We start from the raw sequence: 23,859 nt of genomic DNA, 5'->3' as shown, positions 1-23,859 counted from the left end.
AACTAGGGAGGGATAAAGATGAATAATGATCGCTTTTTCTTAGAACGTAAAAATGATACCCGTACTTTTCCAATTTTTGATGATGAAACTCCACTTGCTAAACGGAATCTATGGTGGTTAATAGTATTACCACCCCTCATCTTTGCAATTGTGGTGATTCCCCAAATTCTTTGGCCAGATATTGATACGAGCACCAAGGGAATGGTGGAAGAAACCCTCATCGTCTTGTGGCAGGACGTTATGCCACTAATCCTTTTTATTTTAATGCTTCATGAGTTAGCCGGCAGATCGTTACGTAGTTTTTTCAAGAAATTAACATGGCATGATATCGGTGACGGAGTAGTTGCCTTGCTATTAGGAAATTTATACGCCATTATTACGTCACTTACTTTAACAGCTATTTCTAAAAACTTAGTGGCCGCTAATATCACCACCGGTTCCTTTAAGGCTGGTATGCCCAAAAGTGAGTTAACCACTAACTTCATCCGCGAAGTGCTGACTGATATTCCTAGTCTTCTTTGCGAAGAATTATTAGCCATCATCCCTATGTTAGCGGCAGCTACCTTAGCATACCGGTATTACGGCCAAAGCCGCAAAAATTCAATTTGGATTGGTTTACTAGTTTCTATTTTTGTTTTTGGTCTAGCTCATTTTTCAGCCTACGACTGGCATTTAGCTCAAATGTTTATTGTCATCGGGATGAGCCGGCTCTTTGATACTGGGGTATACATTCGTACTAAGAATCTCTGGGTTTCTTATATTTCCCACTATCTTTGGGACACCGTTTCTTCGGGGATTCTATTCTTAATTGCCATGAATAAATAATGAATCGTTTCCAATTTAACCTAATAAAAAACCAGGACTCTGACTGAATGTCAAAATTCTGGTTTTTGATTTTACCATGTTAATTAGGCCCTTTGACCACCATCAATCACAAATTCGGCCCCATTGGCAAACTTGGATTCGTCACTTCCCAAGTAAACACAAATTTCACCGATATCTTGGGGTTCACCTAAGTGGCCCACCGGGATGGTTTGGATAATCGCATCCTTTTGGTCTTCGGGGATGATATTAGTATCGATCCAGCCGGGATGAACGGAATTAACTCTAATGTTTAATTTCTGTTGAGCTAGTTGTAACGCTGTGGCGTGAGTCAATAATCTAGTCCCACCCTTACTAGCTGAATAGGCTGGACTCATTGGCAAGCCGACTAACCCAGCAACAGAAGAGATGTTAATAATCGAGCCCTTGCCATCGTTGTAATCTACCATTACTTTAACAGCGTATTTTTCACCCAGGAAATTCCCGGTTAAGTTAGTGGCGATCACCTTATTCCAATCTTCTAACTTAGTATCTTGAATTGGGCCCCCAACGCCACCGACGCCGGCATTGTTGACTAAGATATCCACCTTGCCAAATTTATCAACGGCAGCGTCCATTACCCGTTCCCAAGCATTTTCGTTAGCAACGTCTTGTTGCACAAACAAAGCGCGGTCTTCACCAAATCGTTCTACGGCTTTTTTACCACCCTCAACGTTATGGTTAGCTGTTAGCACCACGTTGGCGCCTTCGGCAATGTAACATTCAGCAATTCCTAACCCAATCCCGGCTACCCCGCCAGTAATAACCGCTACTTTATCCTTTAACCGATCCATAAGAATGCCTCCACTTCATTTTATTTAAACTTTAATGTAAGTGTAGCATTTTCCTAATGGACTGTAATTATTTTCGCCTTACGACTTTAATTTATATTACAATTAAGCCAAGCCAATTTAGGAGGATAACCATTATGACTTTAACCGACAACATGCGCACCGCGGCTGACGAGCTATTCACTGCCAGCTTTAATCACCCGTTTATTACCGAACTCACTACCGGTAACCTCCCCATGGACCGGTTCCGTTTTTACTTAAAACAAGATGCTTACTACTTAAAAGAATTCAGCAGACTGCACCATTTATTAGCACTGCAGTTGGCCGAACCAGCAGACGTAAAATTCTTAGAAGCCGAAGCTAACGGTCTTAACAACAGCGAACAAGATGTTCGGAAAGAATTTTTTCAACAACTACAAATTACCGCTGATGAGTTAACCAATACCCCAATGGCTCCTAACACCTACAACTATGTCACCCACATGGAACATGAATTAGCTACCAATCCCGCTCAGGGAGCTGCGGCCTTATTGCCTTGTTACTGGCTCTATAACCAAATCGGTGAACGGCTAGTACAACAGTCTTCACCGGTCAAAATTTACCAACAATTTATCGACACCTACGCCAGTCCGGAATTCACCATTGCTACTAACACGATGATCGACATTGTCGACCGGTTAGGTGAAGAAACCACTAGCGTCGTGCAATCAGCAATGATTACCGCCTTTCTTCGAAGCAGTTATTTCGAACTTAATTTCTGGCAAACCGCCTACGATGAAGCCACTTGGCCCTTTTAATTTGCTAGTGAAGTTACCGCTACCGCTGGTTGAGTAGCCACCCGTTCCATAAAATCAACGTCGTGATCGATAATCAACATAGTCGCTTGAGACGCTAGGATTACCTCTTCAATTTGCTGGCGGGTTAAGAGGTCCAAATAATTTAAGGGTTCGTCCCAAACGTAGAGGTTAGCAGGTTCACCTAACGATCTGGCCAACCCGATTTTGCGTTGTTGGCCCATGCTCATTTTTTCTAGCGGCGTTTGAAAACTAGCTCGTTCAAAACCTAATTTCCGGAGTAAATTAAAGAACTGCTCCACCTGCAAATGGTGCTGCTTAGCATAATTAGTCAGCGATCCCCGGAGTTCGGTAAAGGTTTGTTCCAAAAACGAAACGCGAACCTGACTGGCCCAAGTAATTGCTCCACGGTGCTCAATTTGGTCCCGAAATTGTAACGCGGTTAGGATGGATGATTTGCCGGTACCATTGTTACCGGTTAAAAATAATCGTTCACCCTTGTTAATTTGAAAACTAACCGGTTGAGCTAACCAATCATCCGTATACTTCACTTGGAGATCAGTCACCGTTAATAACGGTTGGTTAATTCTTACCGGCTGATAATCCATTGTTAACGTCGACACTTCGTCGACGTTTTTTAGTAGTTTGCGTTTTTCGGAAACCGCTCGTTCAGCCTTATCAGCTGCAGCCTTGGACCGTTTCATAATTTTGGCCGCCTTATGGCCTAAAAAGCCTTTATCTAAATTAGCGTGTTGTTCCTTTGGATTTTTCTGTTGTTTTTGCCCTTCAGCTTTACCAGCCCACCGTTTAGTTTGCGTAGCACTAGCCTTTAGCTGCTTAATTTCGTGTTGTAACTTAGCCTGTCCTTTAGCCTCAAATTGATTTTGTTGGTCAAAGCTGGCTTGCCAAGTATCGTAATTTCCATTTAGGAGTTGCACCTGTTGCCGTTCAATTGCTAAGACATGGTCAATAATTTGGTTAATAAACTGGCGATCATGGCTTACCACGATAAAACCTTGTTTGCCTTTCAGGTAATCTGCTACTACTTGGCGACCAGCTTGGTCTAAATGATTGGTAGGTTCGTCAATCAACTGAAAACTTTGGGGCTGACAAAATAAGGCCGCTAACTGCACCTTGGTTTGTTCGCCCGGACTAAGGGTGTTAAACGGCCGCCACAAAACATCATCGCTCAGTTGAAGAGTTGGCAATTCTGCTTGAACACGCCAAATTTCAGTATCATCTAACTGGGCCTGCTGCAAAACCACTTCACTAGTCTCCAAACTGGGATCACTGACTGGCTGTGGAAAGTAACGAAAAGTTAAGTTGGTTTGGACCGTTCCCTGGTACTTCAATTGCCCTAATAAAATTTTAAGCAGAGTAGTTTTTCCACGACCGTTCCGGCCAATTAGTCCTAATTTCCATTTTTCATCAATGTTGATATTTAAGTTAGTAAAGACGGGATCCACTGCCCCATCATATTGAAAGTTCACGTCGGTAATTTTAATCATACCCATGTAAATCGACCCCCTAATATTTTAGTGGACTGAGGGTTATTTCAGCAGATTGCTGGTTTTAAGACACAAAAAAAGGCGCCTTTGCGCCTTTTTTCGTTTAGCCGAATTAAGTTTGCAAATCGTTAGAAATAACCCCAGTCTTTTCGACTAAGATTAATATTCATTTTCTTAACGGTTTGCATTCTTCAACTCGTTCACTTCTTTCCTTAATTTAGTTTGATTGTAGCTGAAACTAATTAGTTTAGCAAGCTTAATTATCTAAATACTTGCTGGCTTCGCGTTGCGCCAAGTTCGATAACTCATGAGTAGCAATAAAATCGCCCACCCAACCCGGATTTACTTTACTGTAATTGCGCAGCGCCCAACCAATCGCCTTTTGTAAGAAAAACTCATTGGTGTATTGATCTGTTTCAATGGCTTCCGTGAGCATTTCAGTATCTAGCGTTTCCTTTTCAGTCAGTTGAAAAATGATGGAAATTCGGCGCAACCACATACTTTCATTTTGGAAAAACCAATTGAAAATAGTGAGCTTATGCTCTGGAAATTTGATGGCGTAACTAGCAAATACTTTGCGCCAGCTGTCCACCGTATCCCACCAAGCCTTTTGGTCAACGATCACCAGTAACGTTTTTAACTCCTCTAATGAAAAACGTTGATAATTTCGTTGAGCTAAATCAATCGCTACGTACTGATATTCGCGCTCCGGTTTCTGGTAAAGTGTTTGAATTTCCAAAATTAAGTTTGCAGTATCCCAGTTACGACTTTCCTTTAATAATTCCCGTTCCTGCAGCTTTCTGTCTGGTGATTTAATCCCAAGAAACGGAAATTTATTTTTCATATAGCGTTCCATTGGTTCGCGATTTACTTCTTGACCGAGTAATTTAAATTCCACCTTTACACCCCATTAAAAGCATCTAAATACCGTACTGTTCCATTGATATTGTCTAAGCCCTGAGGCGTAATGGCCTTAGCCATAAAGTTTTCATCAGGAACATCAAAGGGCGCCCGAATATTAAATTGGCTAGCTGGAAGATACCCAAACTTAGAATAATAATCTGCCCACCCCATCACAATAATGAACTGAATTCCCAAATCTTTGGCTGCCTGTTCAATAGCTTGCATTAGCGCTTTGCCAACACCTTTGTGTTGCCACTGAGGATCTACTGCTAACGGTGCTAAAGCTGCACCATGGCTATTTGATTGTGGCCCATCAACAATAATTGGCGTAATCAATACTTGGCCAATCATTTGGCCATTATCATCCTTAGCTACCAATTCGGCTTTGGGATTGTACTTAGGATCTTGGCGCAAGGCAGTCACTAATTCTGCCTCGCCATCGTAACCGTGAGGTGTATCAGTAAAGGCCTGTCTCAACAATTGTTCTACCGCAGAATGGTCTTCTACTTTAACTGTTTCAATTTTCATCGCAATCCCCTCCTGGCCTCATTATACTGATTCACTTTCACCAAGCCAACCTTTAACGCTAATAAAAAAAGCCCACCAGACTGGCGAGCTTTTCAACGTTTATTTTCCTGAGAAATGATATTTTTTATCTAATGGATAGTAGAAGCAAATCCCGATTAAAGTTAAAACAATTCCGATAGCTGAAGTCAACCATTGAGTAAATAGGGTAACTACCAAGATAAATACACCACCGATAATAGCAATAATTGGAATGATTGGGTAAAGAGGAACCTTATATGGTCGTTCCAAATCAGGTTCTCGTTTCCGCAATACGAATACCGCAATAAATGCCATTACGTAGAAAATCCAAATTACAAACACTAACATGTTAGTGATCGAATCAAATTGACCTGAAAGCATCATTAGACAAGCAATGATCAATTGAACAATTCCACTAAACCAAGGAACAGCGGTGCCCTTAGTTAATTCTGAGAACTTGTCACCCCATGGTAATTTGTGTTCTTGTCCCATCTTCATTGGAATTCTCATCCCGGTGGTAGTATAACCGTTTAACCCACCATATACTGAAATCAAAATCCCAATGGTAACCAGCTTACCACCAATACCACCGAACAAAAGTCCTGCAACGTCTGAAGCGGCATTTAAGTTACCAGCAATGTGATTAATTGGCAAGATGTAAAGAAAAACAGCGTTAACTAACAAGTAAACTGCCATGATAGTCACGATCCCCATTGAGATTGCTAATGGTAAATCCCGCTTAGGATTCTTCATTTCCCCTGCAATGTTACCAACGTGAATCCAACCATCATAAGCAAACATAGTTGCAAAAGTAGCATTACCCAGCGCAGTCCAGAAGCTGTGATGTGGTCCAGCAACAACTGGGAATAATGAGAAGTCTCCCCCACCTTGGTGGAAGAAGCCAAAAACAACAATTAATGCTAATGGAATTAATTTAACAACTGTCGCAATAGTTTGAACGTAACCAGCCGCCTTAGCCCCTGCAAAGTTAATAAGCGTCAAAGACACTGCAGCAACAATAGCAATTGGAACGATTAATCCATTTGATAAACCTAATAAGTTACAGGTTTGAGTCCCAAAAACAATTGCCAAAGCAGCAACGTTCGCTGGGAAATAAATAATTCCTTGAGCCCAACCAGCTAGAAAACCCCAAAATGAACCATAGGTATGTTCAATATAAGTAGTCAATCCACCAGTTTGTGGAATAGCAGCAGCTAATTCAGCCCCTGTTAATCCAGCACAAATCGTAACAACCCCACCTACAAACCAAGCAAGCATAGATAAACTACTAGACCCCGTATATTGGGTAACAGCTGAGGCTTTAAAGAATACCCCGGCACCAATAACCGTACCAACTACCATTGAAAGGGCTGGCCAAAAAGTGATGGTCTTTTTAAGTCCTGATTTTTCTTCCATAACGAATCTTCTCCTTAACGAGACTTAACATGATCTTGTGAACGAGTCATAAATAAATTTAAAATAGCAAACGACACTTTTCAAATTCTATATTTATTGAAAAGTGTCTTGAATCATGGTTCCAAAATGACTCGGATCACATTGTACAAAAAATCACAATTGTTTTCAAAATAAAAGATGCGCAAATCCATCAATTATTAATTAGTGGATAACGCATCCCTTACTTAAAAATCTAATTATCCAACAACACCTTTAGAAGTGTCTGGTTCAACAAAGAATTGGTCAATAACTTTTTCAACTCGAGTCAAATCAACGTTACCACCTGATACAAGGCCAACAACCTTCTTGCCCTTCAACCACTTATCATCAATCTTGTGGGCTTCAAGAGCAGCAGTTGGAAGTGCACCAGCACCTTCAGCAACAACCTTAGTCCGTTGAAGAAGATCCTTCATAGCTTCTGCAATTTCGTCTTCTGAAACGAGGACAATTTCGTCAACTAAGTTTTGAACGATTGGGTAAGTGATATCACCTGGAGTTGCCACATCAGTACCATCTGCAAGAGTGAAATCATCGTGATGAGTAACAATCTTGCCGGCTTTAATTGATGCTTCCATACCGTGAACGTTTTCTGATTGAACACCAACAATGTGAATTGATGGGTTAAATGACTTCAAAGCAACGGCAATCCCAGAAATCAATCCGCCACCACCGACAGGAACGATAACAGTATCAACATCCCAGATTTCATCAAGGATTTCAAGACCGATAGTTCCTTGGCCAGCGATAACATACTTGTCGTTGAATGGATCAACGATAGTCTTGCCTTCTTTTTCAGCACGTTCATGCATCCATTTGTGAGCATCATCAAAAGTAGCACCATGAATATCAACTTCGGCACCGTAACCGCGAGTAGCATCACGCTTCATTTGTGGAGCTTCGTCTGGCATAACAACAGTTGCGTCGATGCCAAGCAATTTACTTGTTAAAGCAACACCTTGAGCATGGTTACCAGCAGAAGCAGTGATAACACCACGAGCTTTTTCTTCATCAGTAAGATGATTAATCTTGTTGTTAGCACCCCGGAATTTGAATGATCCAGTTAATTGCATATCTTCAAGTTTCAAGTAAACGTCGCCACCAACAACGTTATTACTTAAAAACATTGACTTAACAAGTGGAGTTTTCCGAGCATACTTGCTAACAATAGAACGAGCTTCTTGGATGTCATGCAAGTCTACAATATCATTGGTTTTTTCTACTAATTTGTTTGAAGCCATAATCTTAATCTCCTAACGTGAGTTAAATTATTTAATCTACTAACTGTTAAATATTTTTTAATTAAAGGACACTGTTAAGATCAACGTATGGTAAGTCTAATGATTTAGCTAGACCTTCGTTAGTTACTTTACCTTCGTATACGTTAACTCCTGATGCCAAAGCTTCATCAGTCTTGATTGCATCAACGATTCCGCGTTCACCAATTTCAAGTAAGAAATCAATGTTCCCAGCAGCAAGACCCATAGTAGCAGTACGTGGTACGGCACCTGGTTGGTTAGGAACACCATAGTGAACAACGCCATGCTTGATGTAAGTTGGTTCATCAATAGTAGTTGGGTGCATAGTTTCCACAGTACCACCTTGGTCAATGGCAACATCGACGATTACTGAACCTGGCTTCATTGACTTAACCATTTCTTCAGTAACCAACTTAGGTGGACGAGCGCCTGGGATTAAGATAGTTGAAATAAATAGGTCAGCTTTCTTAATTTCGCTTGAAAGAGTGTCATCATTGGATTCAAGAACAGTAACATCTTGGCCGCTGTAGTTTTCTTCCAACCATTTGATCCGGTCTGGATTCTTTTCGATGATACTTACGTGGCAACCGATACCTAAGGCCATGTCAGCAGCGTTAGTTGCGGCTGAACCACCACCAAAGATAACAACGTAACCGGCAGGAATTCCGAATTGTGGAAGACCTGGAAGTAAGATACCTTCACCACCGTGTTCAGCTTCAAGATATGCAGCACCTTGAAGTACTGAACGACGGCCAGCAATAGCACTCATAGGTGCAAGCAAAGCAAGCTTACCATCGATAAAGATAGTTTCAGCACCGATAGCAGTAGTACCAGCCTTCATCATTGCTTCAACAGTTTCTTTAGATGATGCAAGATGTTGGAAGCCCCAAACAACTTTGCCTTCAGTAAAGTACTTGTATTCAGCTTTATCTGGTTCCTTAACCTTCAAAACAAGGTCTGCAGACCATGCTTCTTCAGGTGTAACAATTTTAGCACCAGCTGCTTCATATTCTTCGTTAGTAAAACCAGAACCGATACCGGCATTGTTGTCAACTAAGACTTCATTACCAGCGTCGACAAGTTTTTTAACGTTTTCGGGGGTTTCGGCTACTCGACCTTCGCCCTCTTTTAATTCCTTGACAACACTAATCTTCATAGAAAAGCACCTCACAAAAATTTATCAATATAATTATATTGCATCTTTATGATATTCCATTCATGAAAAATGTCAACAGTTAATTATTTTTTTCACAAACATTTTCATCGGCATTTGTGATTTCAAAATATATTTCAGCGATTAATGTATCCGTTTTCTTTTAGTGCCGCGGTTGCACCGTCGCTCATCTGCTCAAACATTTTACTAATCCATTAGAATCAATGCTAAAACATTTTTTATTTCACAATTAAATTTGGAAAATAACGCTTTATTTGTGATCGAAATTGGTTGTTTTTTTCTACATATTGGAATGGTCCAATATTTCAGGATTTTGTGAATCTTTTTCACATTGTGTGTAATAAATAACAAATGCAAATATATTTTTGAATTAGTTAACACTTGCACAATCAACGTTTTATGGAGTTTATAATCCCGATCTAAAAAAATTTTAACCTGGAGGGGTTGACATTATTTTTTAAAACGGGCATAATCAATTGCAAATAAAGAGACATGACTCCTACTTCTCATCACAGGGAGAGCGAATCTAGCCTGGAAGTTCGCTTGTTTAGAAGGTAGTGGTTACCACTTTTTATCACTGAACGACGGATAATGTTGTTCCGGTTAGTAATCGTTAACAACTACTAGAGTACTTAATGATTAAGTAAAAATGGGTGGAACCACGCTAAATTGCGTCCCTAGAATGTCTAATGACATTCTAGGGACTTTTTTTGGTTTCACCAACATATGAAAAGGAGCGTATCAATATGGCAGAAATCTCACTTAGTTTTCCAGATGGCAACGTTAAATCTTTTGAAGATGGCGTTAATGCATTAGAAATTGCCAAATCAATTTCTAATAGTTTGGCTAAAAAGGCCGTTTCTGGTCGTTTAGACGGTGAATTAGTTTCATTAACTCAACCCCTTCACAAAGATGGCAAGATTGAAATTCTTACTACAGCTGACGCGGAAGGTCTTCAAGTTTTACGACAAACCGGTGCCCAAATCTTAAAGATGGCGATCAGCCAAAACTTCCCTAACGTTTTGTTTGGTGAAAGCGAAGCTGATGAAGATGGTTTCTTTGTTGATACCGACAAACCAGAAACTCAAATCAGTGTTGATGAACTTGATGGATTAGCAGATGCTATGAAGAAGATCATTGATCAAAAACTTCCAATTGCTACCGAAGAAATTTCAGTTGATGAAGCCTTACAATTAGTTGCTGGCGATCAATACCAAGAAGCTTTAATTAAAGATAATGCGGTTAATGATAGAGTATTTATCAACCAAATCGGAGATTTTAAAGCCTTATCTGAAGGGGTTACACTTCCAGATACTGGTTCTGTTAAATTCTTCAAACTACTTTCAGTTGCCGGTGCTTACTGGCAAGGTAAGTCATCAAACCCAATGCTTCAACGGATTTATGCCACTGCCTTCTTCAAAGAAGCTGATTTGGATGAAGACCTTAAACAACGTCAAGAAGCTCGCGAACGCGATCACCGGGTTATTGGTAACCAATTAGATCTATTCTTCGTTGATCCTAAAGTTGGTGCTGGTCTTCCTTACTGGATGCCAAACGGTGCTACTATCCGTCGGACTCTTGAACGTTACATTATTGATCGTGAAGTTGAATCTGGTTACCAACACGTTTATACTCCAGTGCTTGCTAACCTTGACCTTTACAAGCAATCTGGTCACTGGGATCACTACCGTGAAGACATGTTCCCACCAATGGACATGGGTGAAGGTGAAATGCTTGAACTTCGTCCTATGAACTGTCCTTCCCATATCCAAATTTACAAGCACCACATCCGTTCATACCGTGAACTTCCACTTCGAATTGCTGAAATCGGTATGATGCACCGTTACGAAAAATCTGGTGCTCTTAGTGGATTGCAACGAGTTCGGGAAATGGAATTAAATGATGGTCATACTTTCGTTGCCTTGGAACAAATCGAAAAAGAATTCCAAAGCATCTTGAAGTTGATGGTATCTGTCTACCATGATTTCGATATCAACGACTACACTTTCCGTTTGAGTTACAGAGATCCTGAAAACACTGAAAAATACTTTGACGATGACGAAATGTGGAACCGCGCTCAAAGCATGTTGAAGAGTGCCATGGATGACATGGGCTTGGAATACACTGAAGCCGAAGGGGAAGCTGCCTTCTACGGTCCTAAGTTGGACGTTCAAACTAAGACTGCCCTTGGCAATGAAGAAACCCTTTCAACTATCCAATTAGACTTCATGTTGCCAGAACAATTTGACCTTCACTACGTTGGTGAAGATGGTGAACAACACCGTCCAGTTATGATCCACCGGGGAATTATTTCAACTATGGAACGATTCACTGCTTACTTAACTGAAATTTACAAGGGTGCCTTCCCAACTTGGCTTGCTCCACACCAAGTTCGTATCATTCCAGTTAGTGAACAAAAGCATGGTGAATACGCTGAAAAACTTAACGAAGACCTTCGTCGTCACCACATTCGTTCTGACGTAGATGCTCGTCCAGAAAAGATGGGTTACCTAATTCGTGACGCCCAAACTAATAAGATTCCATACACATTAGTTGTTGGGGACGCTGAAATGAACGATAACACCGTTTCAGTTCGTCAATACGGTCATGAAGATAGTAAAGAAGTTAACTTCGAAGACTTCGTAAGTTACGTTCAAAAAGACCTTGAATCATACTCACGGGCAACCGATGCAGAACTATAATCCTTAGAGATTTTAGTTATTAATCACACTCACAAAAAATAAAACCAAAAAGCCGTAGTTTATTGATCCTACTCAATCAATAAGCTACGGCTTTTTATTTTTTCTACTATATTAAGAGTAATAATTCATCAGGAGCAATAATCTTTACTTGTCCCCCCTGATTTTGAATTAATTGCAGATCGCTTAACTCAGTTAAGGCCCGGCTAATACTTTCAGGTGTAGTACCTAAATAGGTAGCAATATCTTTTTTCTTCAAAGGTAGTTTAAATGGATTTTCAGCCAAGCTAGCTTGAGTATCCAGTAGATAACGTGCTAATTGGCCCTTTACGTCACTTATTTTGGCAACGGCTCGTTGAAGCTCCAATTCCTTGATCTTTTGGCTCATTGTCTTTAATAAGTTCAAGGATAAGTCTGGGCTATCCGTCAACAGTTGCTGAAAATCCGCTTGGTTAATCTGACAGACAGTAGCTTTAGTTAGGGCAGTTGCTGTGACATCACGGGAACCAGAACCAAATAAGTTCGGCTCGCCATCGAAATCACCGCTAGACAATACTCGGGTAATACTTTCTCGGCCATTCACAGAAACAGTAGCCAACTTAATTTGACCATGTTCTACAATCAAGAAGCGACCAACATCTTCAGCTGCCAAATAAATTATTTCATTTTTTTCATACTGCTTTTGAGTTACTAAAGCAGCCACTGCTTTACGTTGGGATAACGGTAAAGATTGAAATAGCGGCACTAATTCTACACATTCTAAAGCTTCATGAGCCTTCATCTTAATGATCTCCTTCATCTTAATGATCTCCTTCAACTGATAACTGGTTTAAATCCGTCAACCAAGCACGAGTTCCTGGATCACCAGCAGGTTTCACTTGTCCGAGCAAGCTAGCAACTTTCTGCCATTTAAGTTCCTGTGAATCATTAAAACTAGTTTGAAGTTCTGTAATTTTTGCAGCAGGTAATTGGCGCATTAGAATCGAATTATTTTGGGTGGCAGTTAAAAAGAAATTAACCGCCAGTTGGTGGCTAATAATCTCCTCCAATTCCAAATTATCAATCTTATCTTCAATAATTAGTGGTTGAGTTAACGGAACAGCCGGTAATTCACGAATTAAAAAGGCCTGAAAATCATCCCAATTTTCAGCTATCACATAGTAAAATTGCCAAGGAACTTGGTTATTAACCCGTTGCAGGGTTTCCGTAATCCACGTTTTCATTGACCATTGAAAACCACTTGGCACATTTTTCATTAAAGCTTGTAATAGTCGCTGAATAGTTTCAGCAGATAACTTCGTCAATCGTTTTTTTAGTGTCAATCCGTAACGAACTAGGATAAATTCCGGTAGCTGCTCAACGTTGATAGTTCTTTGACTTAACTTCACTCGTTGCTTTAGGCGTTGTTTGATTTGTTTTTGCCGTCGACTGGCAGCCCGTTGCCCCTGTTTCACCATTTTTCAACCTACTTTTTTGTTTTTCTTCATTGTAATAGCCTTCCTTTAAAAAGGCAAAAAACGGGGCACCTGATTAAACTCAGGTACCCCACTTCAAATATTAATAATTAAAGGACGTCATTAACGCTTCCTTTACTTCAGCGATGTTTTTAGTCCCCGCTAATTGCATTACTGTTTTCAATTCCATGTTCAAATGATTAAAGACATCTTCAACTGCAGGTGCTCCGCCTAGTGCCAAACCATAAATTACCGGGCGGCCAATAGCAACCATATCAGCGCCACTGGCAAGAGCCTTGAAAACATCGGATCCTCGACGAATACCACTATCAAAAATCACCGGTACTCGGCCACCCACTGCCTTAGCAATAGCTGGCAAAACATCGAAGGACGCTGGTCCCCCGTTTAATTGGCGACCGCCATGATTAGAGATCCAAACTCCAGCGGCACCCCCGCCAATCGCTAACATTGCATCTTCAGGGGATTGAATTCCTTTTACGAAAACCGGTAATTTAGTGAAATCGGCAATTCGCTTAATGTCATCTGGAGTTATCTTTTGAGCAGCAGAGGCAAAAATTTCTTTGATTCCAGTTCCCTGACCATTTTGACTATTCTTACTAATGTTTTCCAAATTTGCCATTGGCATTGGAAACTTAAAATTATTAATGATGTCAGCTTCCCGATAACCACCAACAGTAGCATCAGCAGTCAAAATAATAGCTTTCACTCCTGATTTCACCGCAGTGCTTAACCAGGCTTCATTAATATCCCAGTTCTTACTTAAGTAAAGTTGGAAAAATTGAGGTGCTCCGTTACCAACTGCAGCAATATCTTGGATAGAGAAGGTGGAATAAGTGCTAGAGCTCATAATGGTTCCTGCCGCTGCGGCTCCCTTAGCAGTATCTTTTTCCCCTTGTGAGTGAGCTAATCCATGGGCTGCTAAAGGTGTCATTAAAATCGGCATGCTGGTATCGATTCCTAATAAACTGGTTTCGGTTGACGGATTATCTACCCCCGATAAAACTCTAGGGACAATTTGTTTATGGGTAAACGCCTGTTGGTTAACCTTTTCTGTCCAGTCATTTTCTGATCCCCCCGATATGTAGCCAAAGCCGCCTGTTGGAATAACTTTTTGAGCTTCTTCCCCTAAAGTGGGTAAATCAACCACTTCAATATGATTTTCGTCGTCACTTTGTTGGTAACCGTTAATTTCAGTCATAATAAATTCCCCCTTAATATATAGTTGACATTATTAACTTCAGCTCAATTATAGATAACCCCAGGGGCAATACAAGCAATTAAGCTCATTAATATCTTTCTACTATATTAGGTAGACCAATTACGGATTTCGGATTCTTATAATTTTCTCATAATTCAAATGGAAACTAAAAAGTAACTATACATAAGATCATACTCATAATTTAGTAACTCGATAAACGCCTGTTCTCATTGAGTTTGGAAACGGTCGCAATTGTTTCACAAACTCAATGACGGAAATTATGAATTTTTGATGATCTCATTCTTTCATCATTTTTGGCTAAATTCCCCACTTTCCCACTTAAAATTGGTATTTACCGCTAAATTATCCTAATAAACCCATTTATTTTAAAAAATGACCCCCATTTTAGTTCAAAAATGGGGTGCTAATTTTATAATTTTGGCCTATTTTTTCGTTTTAATATTTTTGTAATATTTCACAAAAGGTCAGTATTATCACATGAATAAGCTGTAATAATTTTGTCTTATTTAAAAAGTGGGTTGACGATTTTTTTGGATTTGTTATGATTATCCAGCGTAATCAAATCGAATAGTTATTTCGACGAGATACGAAAATCGATTTTTTACTTGATCGATAAATTCAAGGTTGTATCGGCAACTTTTATTAGGAGGTTACTTTATCGGAAAATGTTGGGTCATTTGACTCTTATGTTGAAAGTAAAGTTTGATTAATTATTGTTGTCCGTAGGATTTGAAAAAGAAAATTTCAAAAGAAAGAATTTAAAGGTGGTTATCATTATCAAAAAGAGTTTAGTTACATTATCAGTTATTGCAGGTTTCTTAGGTTTAGGTAGTTTGGCAGCTAGCGCTGACACTTACACTGTTCAATCAGGTGACACAGTTGCTAACATCGCTGCTTCACACAACGATACTATTAACGGTATTGCTTCACGCAACAACTTGAGCAACGTTAACCTTATCTTCGTTGGTCAACAACTTGAAGTTGGTCAAAACACTACTTCAAACAACACTCAAGCAGCTGCTACTACCACTGCAACTACTGCCCAAACTCAAAGCACTCCAGTAGCTTCAACTACTACTAACAATACTAGTGCTTCATACAACAACACTAACACTAATACTGCAGCTCAAAGCACTAACACTGCTTCTTCAAACACTGCTAACACTTCATCATCAAGCAGCAACTATGGCACTGGCTCACACGCTGACGTATTAAGCCAAATGGAAGCACGGACTGGTGTTTCAGCTTCAACTTGGAACTACATCATTAACCGTGAATCAAACTGGCAATCATCAGTTCGTAACAGCACTTCAGGTGCCTACGGATTGTTCCAAAACATGCACATCAGTGGCGGTTCTGTTCAAGACCAAATCGATGCTGCTGTAAGTCTTTACAACCAACAAGGTATGGCTGCTTGGTCAATGTAATCACAGCTTAACCTTAAAAAACACCCCTAGTGGGTGTTTTTTTGTCGCCCTGATTTATTCACTTCATTAGATTAAATCCACAAAAAAAGCGGCTTGAATTGTAATCAATTCAAGCCGCTTTTAATTTGCTTAATTTTCAGCCGCATGTTGTGGCTTAGTCTTATTCCCCATAAGATAGATTAACCATAAAATTAAAACGAGAACCCCCATAATTAGAAGGAAGATCATTTCTCCTACATTAATATCAATCCCGCCAGTGAGACATTGGCGTAGTGCCAAGTTCGTATAATGCACTGGTGACAATAATCCTAAGTAATCACTTAAAGAATTAATAGTTTCAGACGGATAAATATCGTTTGAGAAGAAGACTGAAGTTCCCAGTACTGCTCCCGCAAGTAGAAAGGCCCAGTACTTCAAATACTTAAAGAGGACAATTTCAATCATTGCGGTTACTATCGATAATAAAATCCCTAGAATAACAAATTGAAGTGGATGATCAACTTGCTTTAAAATCATGATAATTACAGCCGTGGTGACAAAGCCCTGAAGGCCAGCCAATCCCACCGTTTCGTAAATAGATCGCTTGGTCTTAAAGCCGGTTAAACGAGCCATTAAGGCGGCAATAGCTGTTACCCCAAGCAAAGTCAGTAATGAAATAACAAATGGTGCCATTGCAAACCCAAAGTTTGGTACGTAATTAGTACTATCACGTTTAACGTTAGTAGGGGCTGCAAACATTTGCGCCATCTTGTTATTTAACGGTACTGCCTTAACCTGATCAGCTCCCCCTTGAAGCGAAGTAGATAAGGTGTTATCCCCGTTAATTAACTGTCCGGTTCCACCATTTAGCTTGCCTGAGTTAGCATCTAATTGACTAGCACCATCATCTAACTGCTTAGCCCCGTCAATCAAAGCTCCAGTAGAGCTATTTAACGTATTTAATCCGGTACTTAATTGGCTTCCCCCATCAGCTAACTGTTTTACCCCTGATTGAAGCGCTGGAGTACTTGATTGTAGAGTTCCTAACCCGGTATCTAATTGACTAGAACCATTTGCTAACTTAGAAACTCCACTTACTAAAGTTGGTACCTGGCCATTTAAACTTTGAAGACCTGTGTTTAATTGTCCGGAACCGTTGGCTAATTTATGAACACCGTTCACTAAGGTTGGCACCTGACCATTTAAGCTTTGCATTCCATCGTTTTCAGTGGTAGAACCAGCTGCTAATTTACCAATTGCACTAGTCAAAACAGGAACTTGTTTATTTAACTGTCCCAATCCAGTACTTAACTGTTTGGCACCACTATTTAGGGCACCAGAATTCTTGTTCAAGGTAGCAGAACCATTTGCCAACATCCCAATTGCATTAGTTAAGGTTGGCACCTGACTGTTCAACTGAATTAGTCCGTCATTTAGTTGAGTTTGGCCGTCCATTAAAGTCTTATTGTTAGCAACCAAAGTTTGCGAACCATCATAAAGTTGCGTAATTCCGTTCACTAAAGTTGGCACTTGGTCATTCAGTTGATGAAGCCCGGTATTAATTTGCATTATGCCACTCACTAAATCAGGTGATTGACTACTGAGCTTATTTGCGCCCGCCAATAATTCACTGGAGCCATTAGTCAATTGATTCAACGCTTCGGTGATTCCAGGATTAGTATCAGTACCATCACCATTGGCGGTAGCAATTTGAGCTTTTAATTGATCCAAAACGCCGGTAATTTTAAGAGCCGCCATTCCGTTTAAAATCATTTTAATAGAGTTAAATGATGCTTTCGCAGTAGATGCAGCCTTCGTATTGGTTGCTTTATCTGCTGCCATTTGCTTTTCTAACGCTTGAACTTCAGCTTTAATGGTAGCCACCTCTGCTAAGTTAGCCTTAGGAGCTTCTGAACTCGTTGTAGCAGTTGTGGCAACCGTTTTATCATTAGTTGATTTATTAGAATCAACGACGTTAGCATCAGCCACTGCCACAGACTGTTGCTTTGCCGCCGTTTTTACTGCAGCCATATCGGCTTTAATAACTGCTGTATTATTTGAAGCAGTTTCCTTTGAAGTAGTCGTGGTGACCTTAGTAGAATCACCGTTATCAGCGTTTGCCTGAGTAGTATTATCAGTTCTAGAATCCTTCAAAGCGGATTTTAAAGCTGCCGTTTGCTTAGGAGTTAAATCTTGCTTTTGACTAACAGCGTCAATCTTAGCGTTAATTTCCTCACTAGTATCACCAGTCTTATCCGAATTAACTTCGGAATTAGTTGCTGGTTCTGTAGCTTTAGATTTCACTGACGTGGTAGTAGTTTTAGTACTATTAGCCACATCGGTTTGTAGTTTCTTCACCGCTTGATTAAGGGTTTCTGTACTATCAGCAACATCATCGCTGCTTTCACTATCATTGGCTTTCTTAGTTGCTTTATCGCTATCACCCAACTTAAACGTTGGCACTACCGTGTTATTAGTAGAATCTTGATTAGAAGTTGTGCTAGTTGCTTGGTTACTATTTGTAGTACCAGTATTTAACGCATCCAACTCATTTTCGATTTTTTTCAAAGCCGCTTGGTTAGCGGTATTTTGACTAGTAAGAGTTGAATAGAGACCATCTGCTGCCTGATACCCATCAGTTGCGTTACTTAGCACGCCTCCCTTAATAAAAGCTGAATAATCTTTTCCAGTTAACGTCTTCATTGCTCCAGCGGCATTGTCATTTAAAGAGTCGTAAAGAGCTTGTAACTGGACTGGTAAATCTCCCAATTGTTCTTTTAATTGAGTTAATCCAGTGTTTAACTGAGATAATCCACTAGCTAATTGTTGAGTTCCGCTTACCAGTTCAGGACTATCTTTTGTTCCACTACCTATAACTTTATCAAGCATTTGGTCTGAGCCATCAGTTAGTTGTTTAACCCCGTCCGCCAGAGTTCCCTTTGAATCATCCAATTGCTTAATTCCGGAGTTCAATTGTGTGACTCCATCAGTATATTGCGTCCAGCCCGGTAATAACTTACCAGAACCAGCTACTAATTTGCTGACCCCATCAGCTAAATCACCTTTTTTAGCGTTCAGTTGTTGGAGACCATCATTAACCTGATAAACTCCATTAGTATAGGTGACCACTCCAGATTTCAATTGGTTAGACCCGTCAGCAAGTTTAACCACTCCGGTAGATAAATCACCCTTCTTGTTGTTAAGTTGCTTTAATCCATTGTTAATCTTGCTAGAACCGTTGGCTAATTGACTAACACCAGATTTTAAAGTTCCAGTATTGCCGTTTAAGGTTTGCAATCCATCATCTAATTGAGTTCCACCAGTGGCTAGCTTGCCAACCCCGGACTGTAAGGTTCCCGTTTTGTTATTCAAAGTTTGTAGTCCGGTATTCAATTGACCTGAGCCATCAGCAAGCTGATTAACCCCATTAACTAATTGGCCGCTTTTATCGTTTAATTGATTCAAACCAGCACTAAGTTGATTACCACCAGTGGTTAATTTTTGGACCCCACTAGGCAACGGCTGAACACTAGTGTACATAGTATCCATTCCGTTTTTAAGCGTCTTAACCCCGGTTGTGTATTGTTTTAATCCAGATTGCAGCGTAACGGTTCCATCCTTTAATTGGGTAGCACCGTCAGCTGCTTTTTGAAATCCCTTCCCAGAGGTTTTAATCTGAGAAAATAAAGCTAGAGCATAACTTTTGGTTACTGCTGCCCGCACTTGTTCGTTCACTTGAGTAAGCCCTACGCTACTCATGACCCCTGCAATGTAATTCATAGAATCATTAGTTTTATACTTCAACTGCATTGTTTTAGGGTTCTTATTCATAACTGTCGTTGCATTTTGAGAAAAATTCTTAGGTATCGTAACGACTGTATAATACTTATTGTTTTTCAATCCATCTTTGGCAGTCTTAGCATTCACAAAATGCCATTGCATGCCGTGATTTTGCTTTAGTTGGTTTACCATTTGATCCCCAACAGCCATGGTCTTGCCTTGATAAAGCACTGCCTTATCGTTATTCACCACCGCAATTGGTAATCGGCTAGTATGGCCAAACGGATTCCACACAGATTGCAAGAACAGTAACGCCGCAATAACCGGCAAAGTCACTCCCAAAACAATTGCAGCAATCCGGACCCCCCGTCGCTTAAAAATATTAAACACACCTTTCTGCTCATAATTTTGCATTTTACCAGGACGTATAAATAGTTATAAAGGCTAGAAACCAGGTATTTTAATGTATGCTTAAAAGTATAATCCCGATTCAAAAAATAGTAAATATCATAAACTAATTTAGAATGGTATTCTACCTGATCTAATTCCCTTGATATAAGCGACTTTCCGGCTTTTGTTTAAAAAACAATATGGTTAATGCCCCGTTGAAAAAATATGCAAAAATAAAAATGAAGCCCAATTTATCCCTCCACAATAAGCAAAAACCACGATAGTCCCCGTCAACTAGGCTAACTATCGTGGTTTATTTAACTAGTAGAGATCATCACCTGAACCATTAGCTACGATGCCGTGTTCAATGATATCCATCTCCATTTTAATTTCGGTGATTAACTCCGTCATTTGATCAATGCTTTTAACATCGGGATGACTTTGTAAATAACTCTGCGCTCGCTCGGTCATGCTTTTAACGTTATTCAGTAAGTAGCGCCGAACTACTTGCTTGTCTAATTCTGGTCGAATCTTTAAACGATCGAAAACAGGGTTAATCAAGCGATCGACATTCTCCTTCGTCCACTGACCAAATGTCCGGTGTAGATTTTCACCAGAACCATCTGGTAGATTATCGTCATTCTTATAAACCGCAATCAATAACGCAAACTCATCCGGAAACCGTTGCGCTAACTCCAGTTTATACTGGGTTGCTCTCACAATCATACTGACCAAATCAGTTGACTCTGTCCACACCGTTAAATCCGCCTGATTCATTACGTTATCTAAAGCGGCATCGACTACTTCACTATATAATGTCGCCTTATTAGCAAAATAGCGAAATACCGTGCCTTTAGAAACACCAGCCTTAACTGCAATCAGATCTGTACTAGCCCCGTAACCATTGATTGCAAATTCGTGAAGGGCCGTTTTTAAAATAGCTGCCTTTTTCTGGGGGTCTTCAGCTAATCGTTTAGTCATGTTGTCTCCTCTTTCTATCGATCTAAGTCCCGTCTATTATAGCCAATAAAACCGATAACTATCAAGATCGCAGCGAGAACCAATATAAACCACCAGACTGCCCAGTCAACCTTGTCTACTGGTACTTTTCTTAACCAGTAAAATGGAGATAGTTTAAGACCCCATTCCGGTAACTTTAACAGTTTGCCAAAGTAAGAAATGACAAACGCCAATCCTAAATAACCCCAAGTCACAGAGCGCCATTTAGGTAACCACCCAACTAGTGCTACTAATAACCCAATTAATAGTAAAATTATTGGCACCATTGCTACGGCAGTTTGCCAATAATAGTGAGCAGCGAGGGGACGTTTCATCACCGCGTTAGCGGCTAACTGAGTTCCGGCAATCGCACTAGCCAAAACGGTAGTGGCTAGCCCACCACCATAGGCTATTACGGTCGCTAAATTGCGATTGCGGCTAATTGGTTTGGCACCTACTAATCCTAAGTAACCCTTTTGGTTATCGGTTTCAATTTTATTAACTACCATCCCACCGGCGATCACCGCTAGGATACTAAAAATCATTCCTAAGATACCAATAAAGTTGAGCACTTGTAGTTTTTCGGCGTGCCGCACACCACTGGTTCCGAGCACTTCTTGAATAACTGGTGATGTTTTGACTAATTTGCCAATACTATCAAACACCGAGCCGTAACTAGCTCCTAACACAAACACTCCCACTATCCAGACCAAACTGGTAGTTTTTTGGGTACAAAATAATAAGCTCCCGGGACCGGCTAAAAAGTTACTGGTTTGCTTGCCCGGCCGAACAGCAATAATCCCGGCATCGATATCCCGGTTTGCGTTTAACGCGAACGCGATCGCTAACATCGCAAACCCAGTTACAGCGTACAAAATCATCGGTAGCCAGTTGTTATCAACGTAAATACTAGTTTTTTCAACCCAGCCTAGTGGTGAAAGCCAAGTCCAATCCGGATTGGTTACGTCAGTAATCATGCGAATAAGGTAGGTCGCTCCAAAAAATAGATAACCACTCAGCATGGCGTTGTGCGCGTCATTAAATAATTGCGCAAAAACCAATGCAACCATTCCAAACGTCCAACCAACAATCCCTAACGCTAACGCCAGCAACCAGTTACCATTAGTATTGGCTCCTGGTAAATTTGCTAGCTGAAGGCCCACTCCACTTAAAATGGTAAATAATCCATCAATCAAAGTTAGTTCTAGGATAGCGGCCAATAGTGGGGCCTGGCGTCCAACGGGATGACCACCACGAATCATTTCAGTCAAGCCGGACTCTTCTTGGCTCCGAGTGGCCCCAATGGCTAATGAGTAATTAAAGATCACCATAAAAATGGCCCAGAAAATTAGCATTTCAGATGCGAAAATAATAGCAGTATTTAAATTGGTACTACGAGCTAACGGGCCAAATAAAGATTCCATTGCTTTGGATTTTAACGTTTCGGCAATCGTGTTAATTTGACTAGGACTACCATATAAATTGGTAAATTTATAAGCCACCGCTAAAAATAGTCCTGCTAACACTAACATCCACACAATAATTTTAGTCCGATCCCGCTTTAGGTCCGCTAATAATAAGCGTTTAGTTTCTGCCAATTGGGTCATGATTGTTCACCACCCTGCCCGTTGTTTTCGTAATACCGCAGGAACAAATCATCTAACGTTGGGGGCGTAGTCTTTAATTTAACAATTAAATTTTCGGCTAAATACGCCATCACTGCAGTAGTAGCATCACCGTCCAAGCTAAATTTGGCTTGGAGTTTATTAACTGACAACGTTAACTGATGAACCCCGTGCATCCCTTCTAATTGATCTAACGGCTTTTGGGTAGTCACGGTGACCTGATTACGAGTCAAATGTTGCATGGAAGCTAACGTCCCGGTTTCAATAATGGTACCTTCACGAATGATAGAAATGACATCCCCCATCCGTTCTACTTCTGACAAGATATGGCTAGATAATAAAATACTTTTTCCAGCTGCTTTTAAAGCCGCCACTTCATCTTGAAAAATTTGTTCGTTCAATGGATCTAATCCCGAAGTAGGTTCGTCAAAAATGTATAGTGGCACATCAGTAGACAGTGCAGAAATCAACGCCACTTTCTGCCGGTTACCTTTCGAATAAGTTCGATTTTTCTTGCCGGTATCCAGTTCAAATTTTTGAATTAATTCATCAGTTTTTTTAGTATGGTTTTGGTGTGACATGTGCAGTAACAAATCAATAGTTTGACCACCAGTCAAATTAGACCACAGATAGACGTCACCCGGAACGTAAGCCAATTGTTCATGAATCTTAACCGCGTCTTTCCAAGCATCCTGCCCGAAAACGGTGGTGGTCCCCTCGGAGGCTTTAATTAATCCTAAAATCGTCCGAATAGTAGTCGATTTACCGGCACCGTTAGGGCCAATAAAACCTAAGACCTGTCCGGGATACAAAGTTAAATTAATATCCTTTAATGCCTCAAATTTACCAAAATATTTTTGTAAATGCTGGATTTGAATCACTGGTTGTGTTGTCATCACAATCCCTCCCTCAACAAGCTAATCCCTTAATTGAGGTTCATTATACTATTAATGACTATATAGTCAATGACCATGTAGT

General features: G+C 40.3%; 18 protein-coding genes. 4 read left to right on the top strand and 14 right to left on the bottom strand.

Annotated elements, in window-relative coordinates; genetic code table 11:
* The first annotated feature begins 18 nt into the window (after positions 1-18).
* Entirely contained in the window at positions 19-825 is an 807-nt protein-coding gene (locus FC56_RS01890) for a CPBP family intramembrane glutamic endopeptidase (RefSeq protein WP_054670716.1), read from the top strand.
* Positions 826-908: 83 nt separating this feature from the next.
* Here FC56_RS01890 and FC56_RS01885 read toward each other — a convergent pair whose 3' ends face one another.
* Positions 909-1,655, bottom strand: coding sequence for a glucose 1-dehydrogenase (locus FC56_RS01885; protein WP_056977675.1), 747 nt, complete (start codon positions 1,653-1,655; stop codon positions 909-911).
* Positions 1,656-1,789: 134 nt separating this feature from the next.
* On the opposite strand from FC56_RS01885, the gene tenA reads away from it, so the two are divergent.
* The gene (gene tenA / locus FC56_RS01880; RefSeq protein WP_056977673.1) at positions 1,790-2,449 is read left to right on the top strand and encodes a thiaminase II; all 660 of its coding nucleotides are present in this window, start codon (positions 1,790-1,792) and stop codon (positions 2,447-2,449) included.
* Here tenA and abc-f read toward each other — a convergent pair.
* From abc-f to ald, 6 genes are all read right to left on the bottom strand, one after another.
* Positions 2,446-3,960, bottom strand: coding sequence for a ribosomal protection-like ABC-F family protein (abc-f, locus tag FC56_RS01875; protein ID WP_056977671.1), 1,515 nt, complete (start codon positions 3,958-3,960; stop codon positions 2,446-2,448). The two genes, tenA and abc-f, sit on opposite strands and share 4 nt — an antisense overlap.
* Before the next feature lie 250 nt (positions 3,961-4,210).
* Positions 4,211-4,852 carry a DNA alkylation repair protein gene (locus FC56_RS01870; protein WP_225425395.1) on the bottom strand — a complete coding sequence of 214 codons (642 nt, stop codon included), beginning with the start codon at positions 4,850-4,852 and terminating at the stop codon, positions 4,211-4,213.
* Positions 4,853-4,854: 2 nt separating this feature from the next.
* Complete coding sequence (locus FC56_RS01865; protein ID WP_056977669.1) at positions 4,855-5,385, bottom strand: GNAT family N-acetyltransferase; 531 nt, start codon at positions 5,383-5,385, stop codon at positions 4,855-4,857.
* 99 nt (positions 5,386-5,484) lie between these two features.
* A complete protein-coding gene (locus FC56_RS01860) occupies positions 5,485-6,819 on the bottom strand; it encodes an APC family permease (RefSeq protein ID WP_056977667.1) in 1,335 nt (444 codons plus the stop codon).
* Between the two features lie 236 nt (positions 6,820-7,055).
* A complete protein-coding gene (gene tdcB, locus FC56_RS01855) occupies positions 7,056-8,096 on the bottom strand; it encodes a bifunctional threonine ammonia-lyase/L-serine ammonia-lyase TdcB (RefSeq protein ID WP_054670713.1) in 1,041 nt (346 codons plus the stop codon).
* A 61-nt stretch (positions 8,097-8,157) separates the two neighbouring features.
* Complete coding sequence (gene ald / locus FC56_RS01850) at positions 8,158-9,270, bottom strand: alanine dehydrogenase (protein WP_056977665.1); 1,113 nt, start codon at positions 9,268-9,270, stop codon at positions 8,158-8,160.
* A gap of 764 nt (positions 9,271-10,034) precedes the next feature.
* Between ald and thrS the strand changes: the two genes are divergently transcribed.
* A complete protein-coding gene (gene thrS / locus FC56_RS01845; protein ID WP_056977664.1) occupies positions 10,035-11,990 on the top strand; it encodes a threonine--tRNA ligase in 1,956 nt (651 codons plus the stop codon).
* Positions 11,991-12,096: 106 nt separating this feature from the next.
* On the opposite strand, the gene FC56_RS01840 is transcribed toward thrS, so the two are convergent.
* From FC56_RS01840 to FC56_RS01830, 3 genes are all read right to left on the bottom strand, one after another.
* Positions 12,097-12,786 (bottom strand): Crp/Fnr family transcriptional regulator, encoded by a 690-nt coding sequence (locus tag FC56_RS01840; protein WP_225425394.1) that lies wholly within the window; start codon positions 12,784-12,786, stop codon positions 12,097-12,099.
* Between the two features lies 1 nt (position 12,787).
* The gene (locus FC56_RS01835; RefSeq protein WP_056977662.1) at positions 12,788-13,444 is read right to left on the bottom strand and encodes a hypothetical protein; all 657 of its coding nucleotides are present in this window, start codon (positions 13,442-13,444) and stop codon (positions 12,788-12,790) included.
* Between the two features lie 100 nt (positions 13,445-13,544).
* Positions 13,545-14,660: a lactate oxidase gene (locus FC56_RS01830; RefSeq protein WP_056977659.1), complete on the bottom strand. Its 1,116-nt coding sequence runs from the start codon at positions 14,658-14,660 to the stop codon at positions 13,545-13,547.
* Between the two features lie 785 nt (positions 14,661-15,445).
* Between FC56_RS01830 and FC56_RS01825 the strand changes: the two genes are divergently transcribed.
* Positions 15,446-16,108, top strand: a complete 663-nt coding sequence (locus FC56_RS01825; RefSeq protein ID WP_054670700.1) for a LysM peptidoglycan-binding domain-containing protein — start codon at positions 15,446-15,448, stop codon at positions 16,106-16,108.
* A gap of 129 nt (positions 16,109-16,237) precedes the next feature.
* Here FC56_RS01825 and FC56_RS01820 read toward each other — a convergent pair whose 3' ends face one another.
* The 4 genes from FC56_RS01820 to FC56_RS01805 form a co-directional block, all read right to left on the bottom strand.
* A complete protein-coding gene (locus FC56_RS01820; RefSeq protein WP_056977657.1) occupies positions 16,238-20,257 on the bottom strand; it encodes a YhgE/Pip family protein in 4,020 nt (1,339 codons plus the stop codon).
* 321 nt (positions 20,258-20,578) lie between these two features.
* A complete protein-coding gene (locus tag FC56_RS01815; RefSeq protein ID WP_056977655.1) occupies positions 20,579-21,238 on the bottom strand; it encodes a TetR/AcrR family transcriptional regulator in 660 nt (219 codons plus the stop codon).
* A gap of 14 nt (positions 21,239-21,252) precedes the next feature.
* Positions 21,253-22,863 (bottom strand): ABC transporter permease, encoded by a 1,611-nt coding sequence (locus tag FC56_RS01810; RefSeq protein WP_056977653.1) that lies wholly within the window; start codon positions 22,861-22,863, stop codon positions 21,253-21,255.
* Positions 22,860-23,777, bottom strand: coding sequence for an ABC transporter ATP-binding protein (locus FC56_RS01805; RefSeq protein WP_056977650.1), 918 nt, complete (start codon positions 23,775-23,777; stop codon positions 22,860-22,862). Before FC56_RS01805 ends, FC56_RS01810 begins: the two co-directional genes overlap by 4 nt.
* Positions 23,778-23,859: the final 82 nt, after the last annotated feature.

This window comes from Lentilactobacillus senioris DSM 24302 = JCM 17472 (assembly GCF_001436555.1).
Lineage (GTDB): Bacteria > Bacillota > Bacilli > Lactobacillales > Lactobacillaceae > Lentilactobacillus > Lentilactobacillus senioris.
Note: the sequence above shows the minus strand (reverse complement) of the source record. Positions and strands in the feature narration are given on the sequence as shown.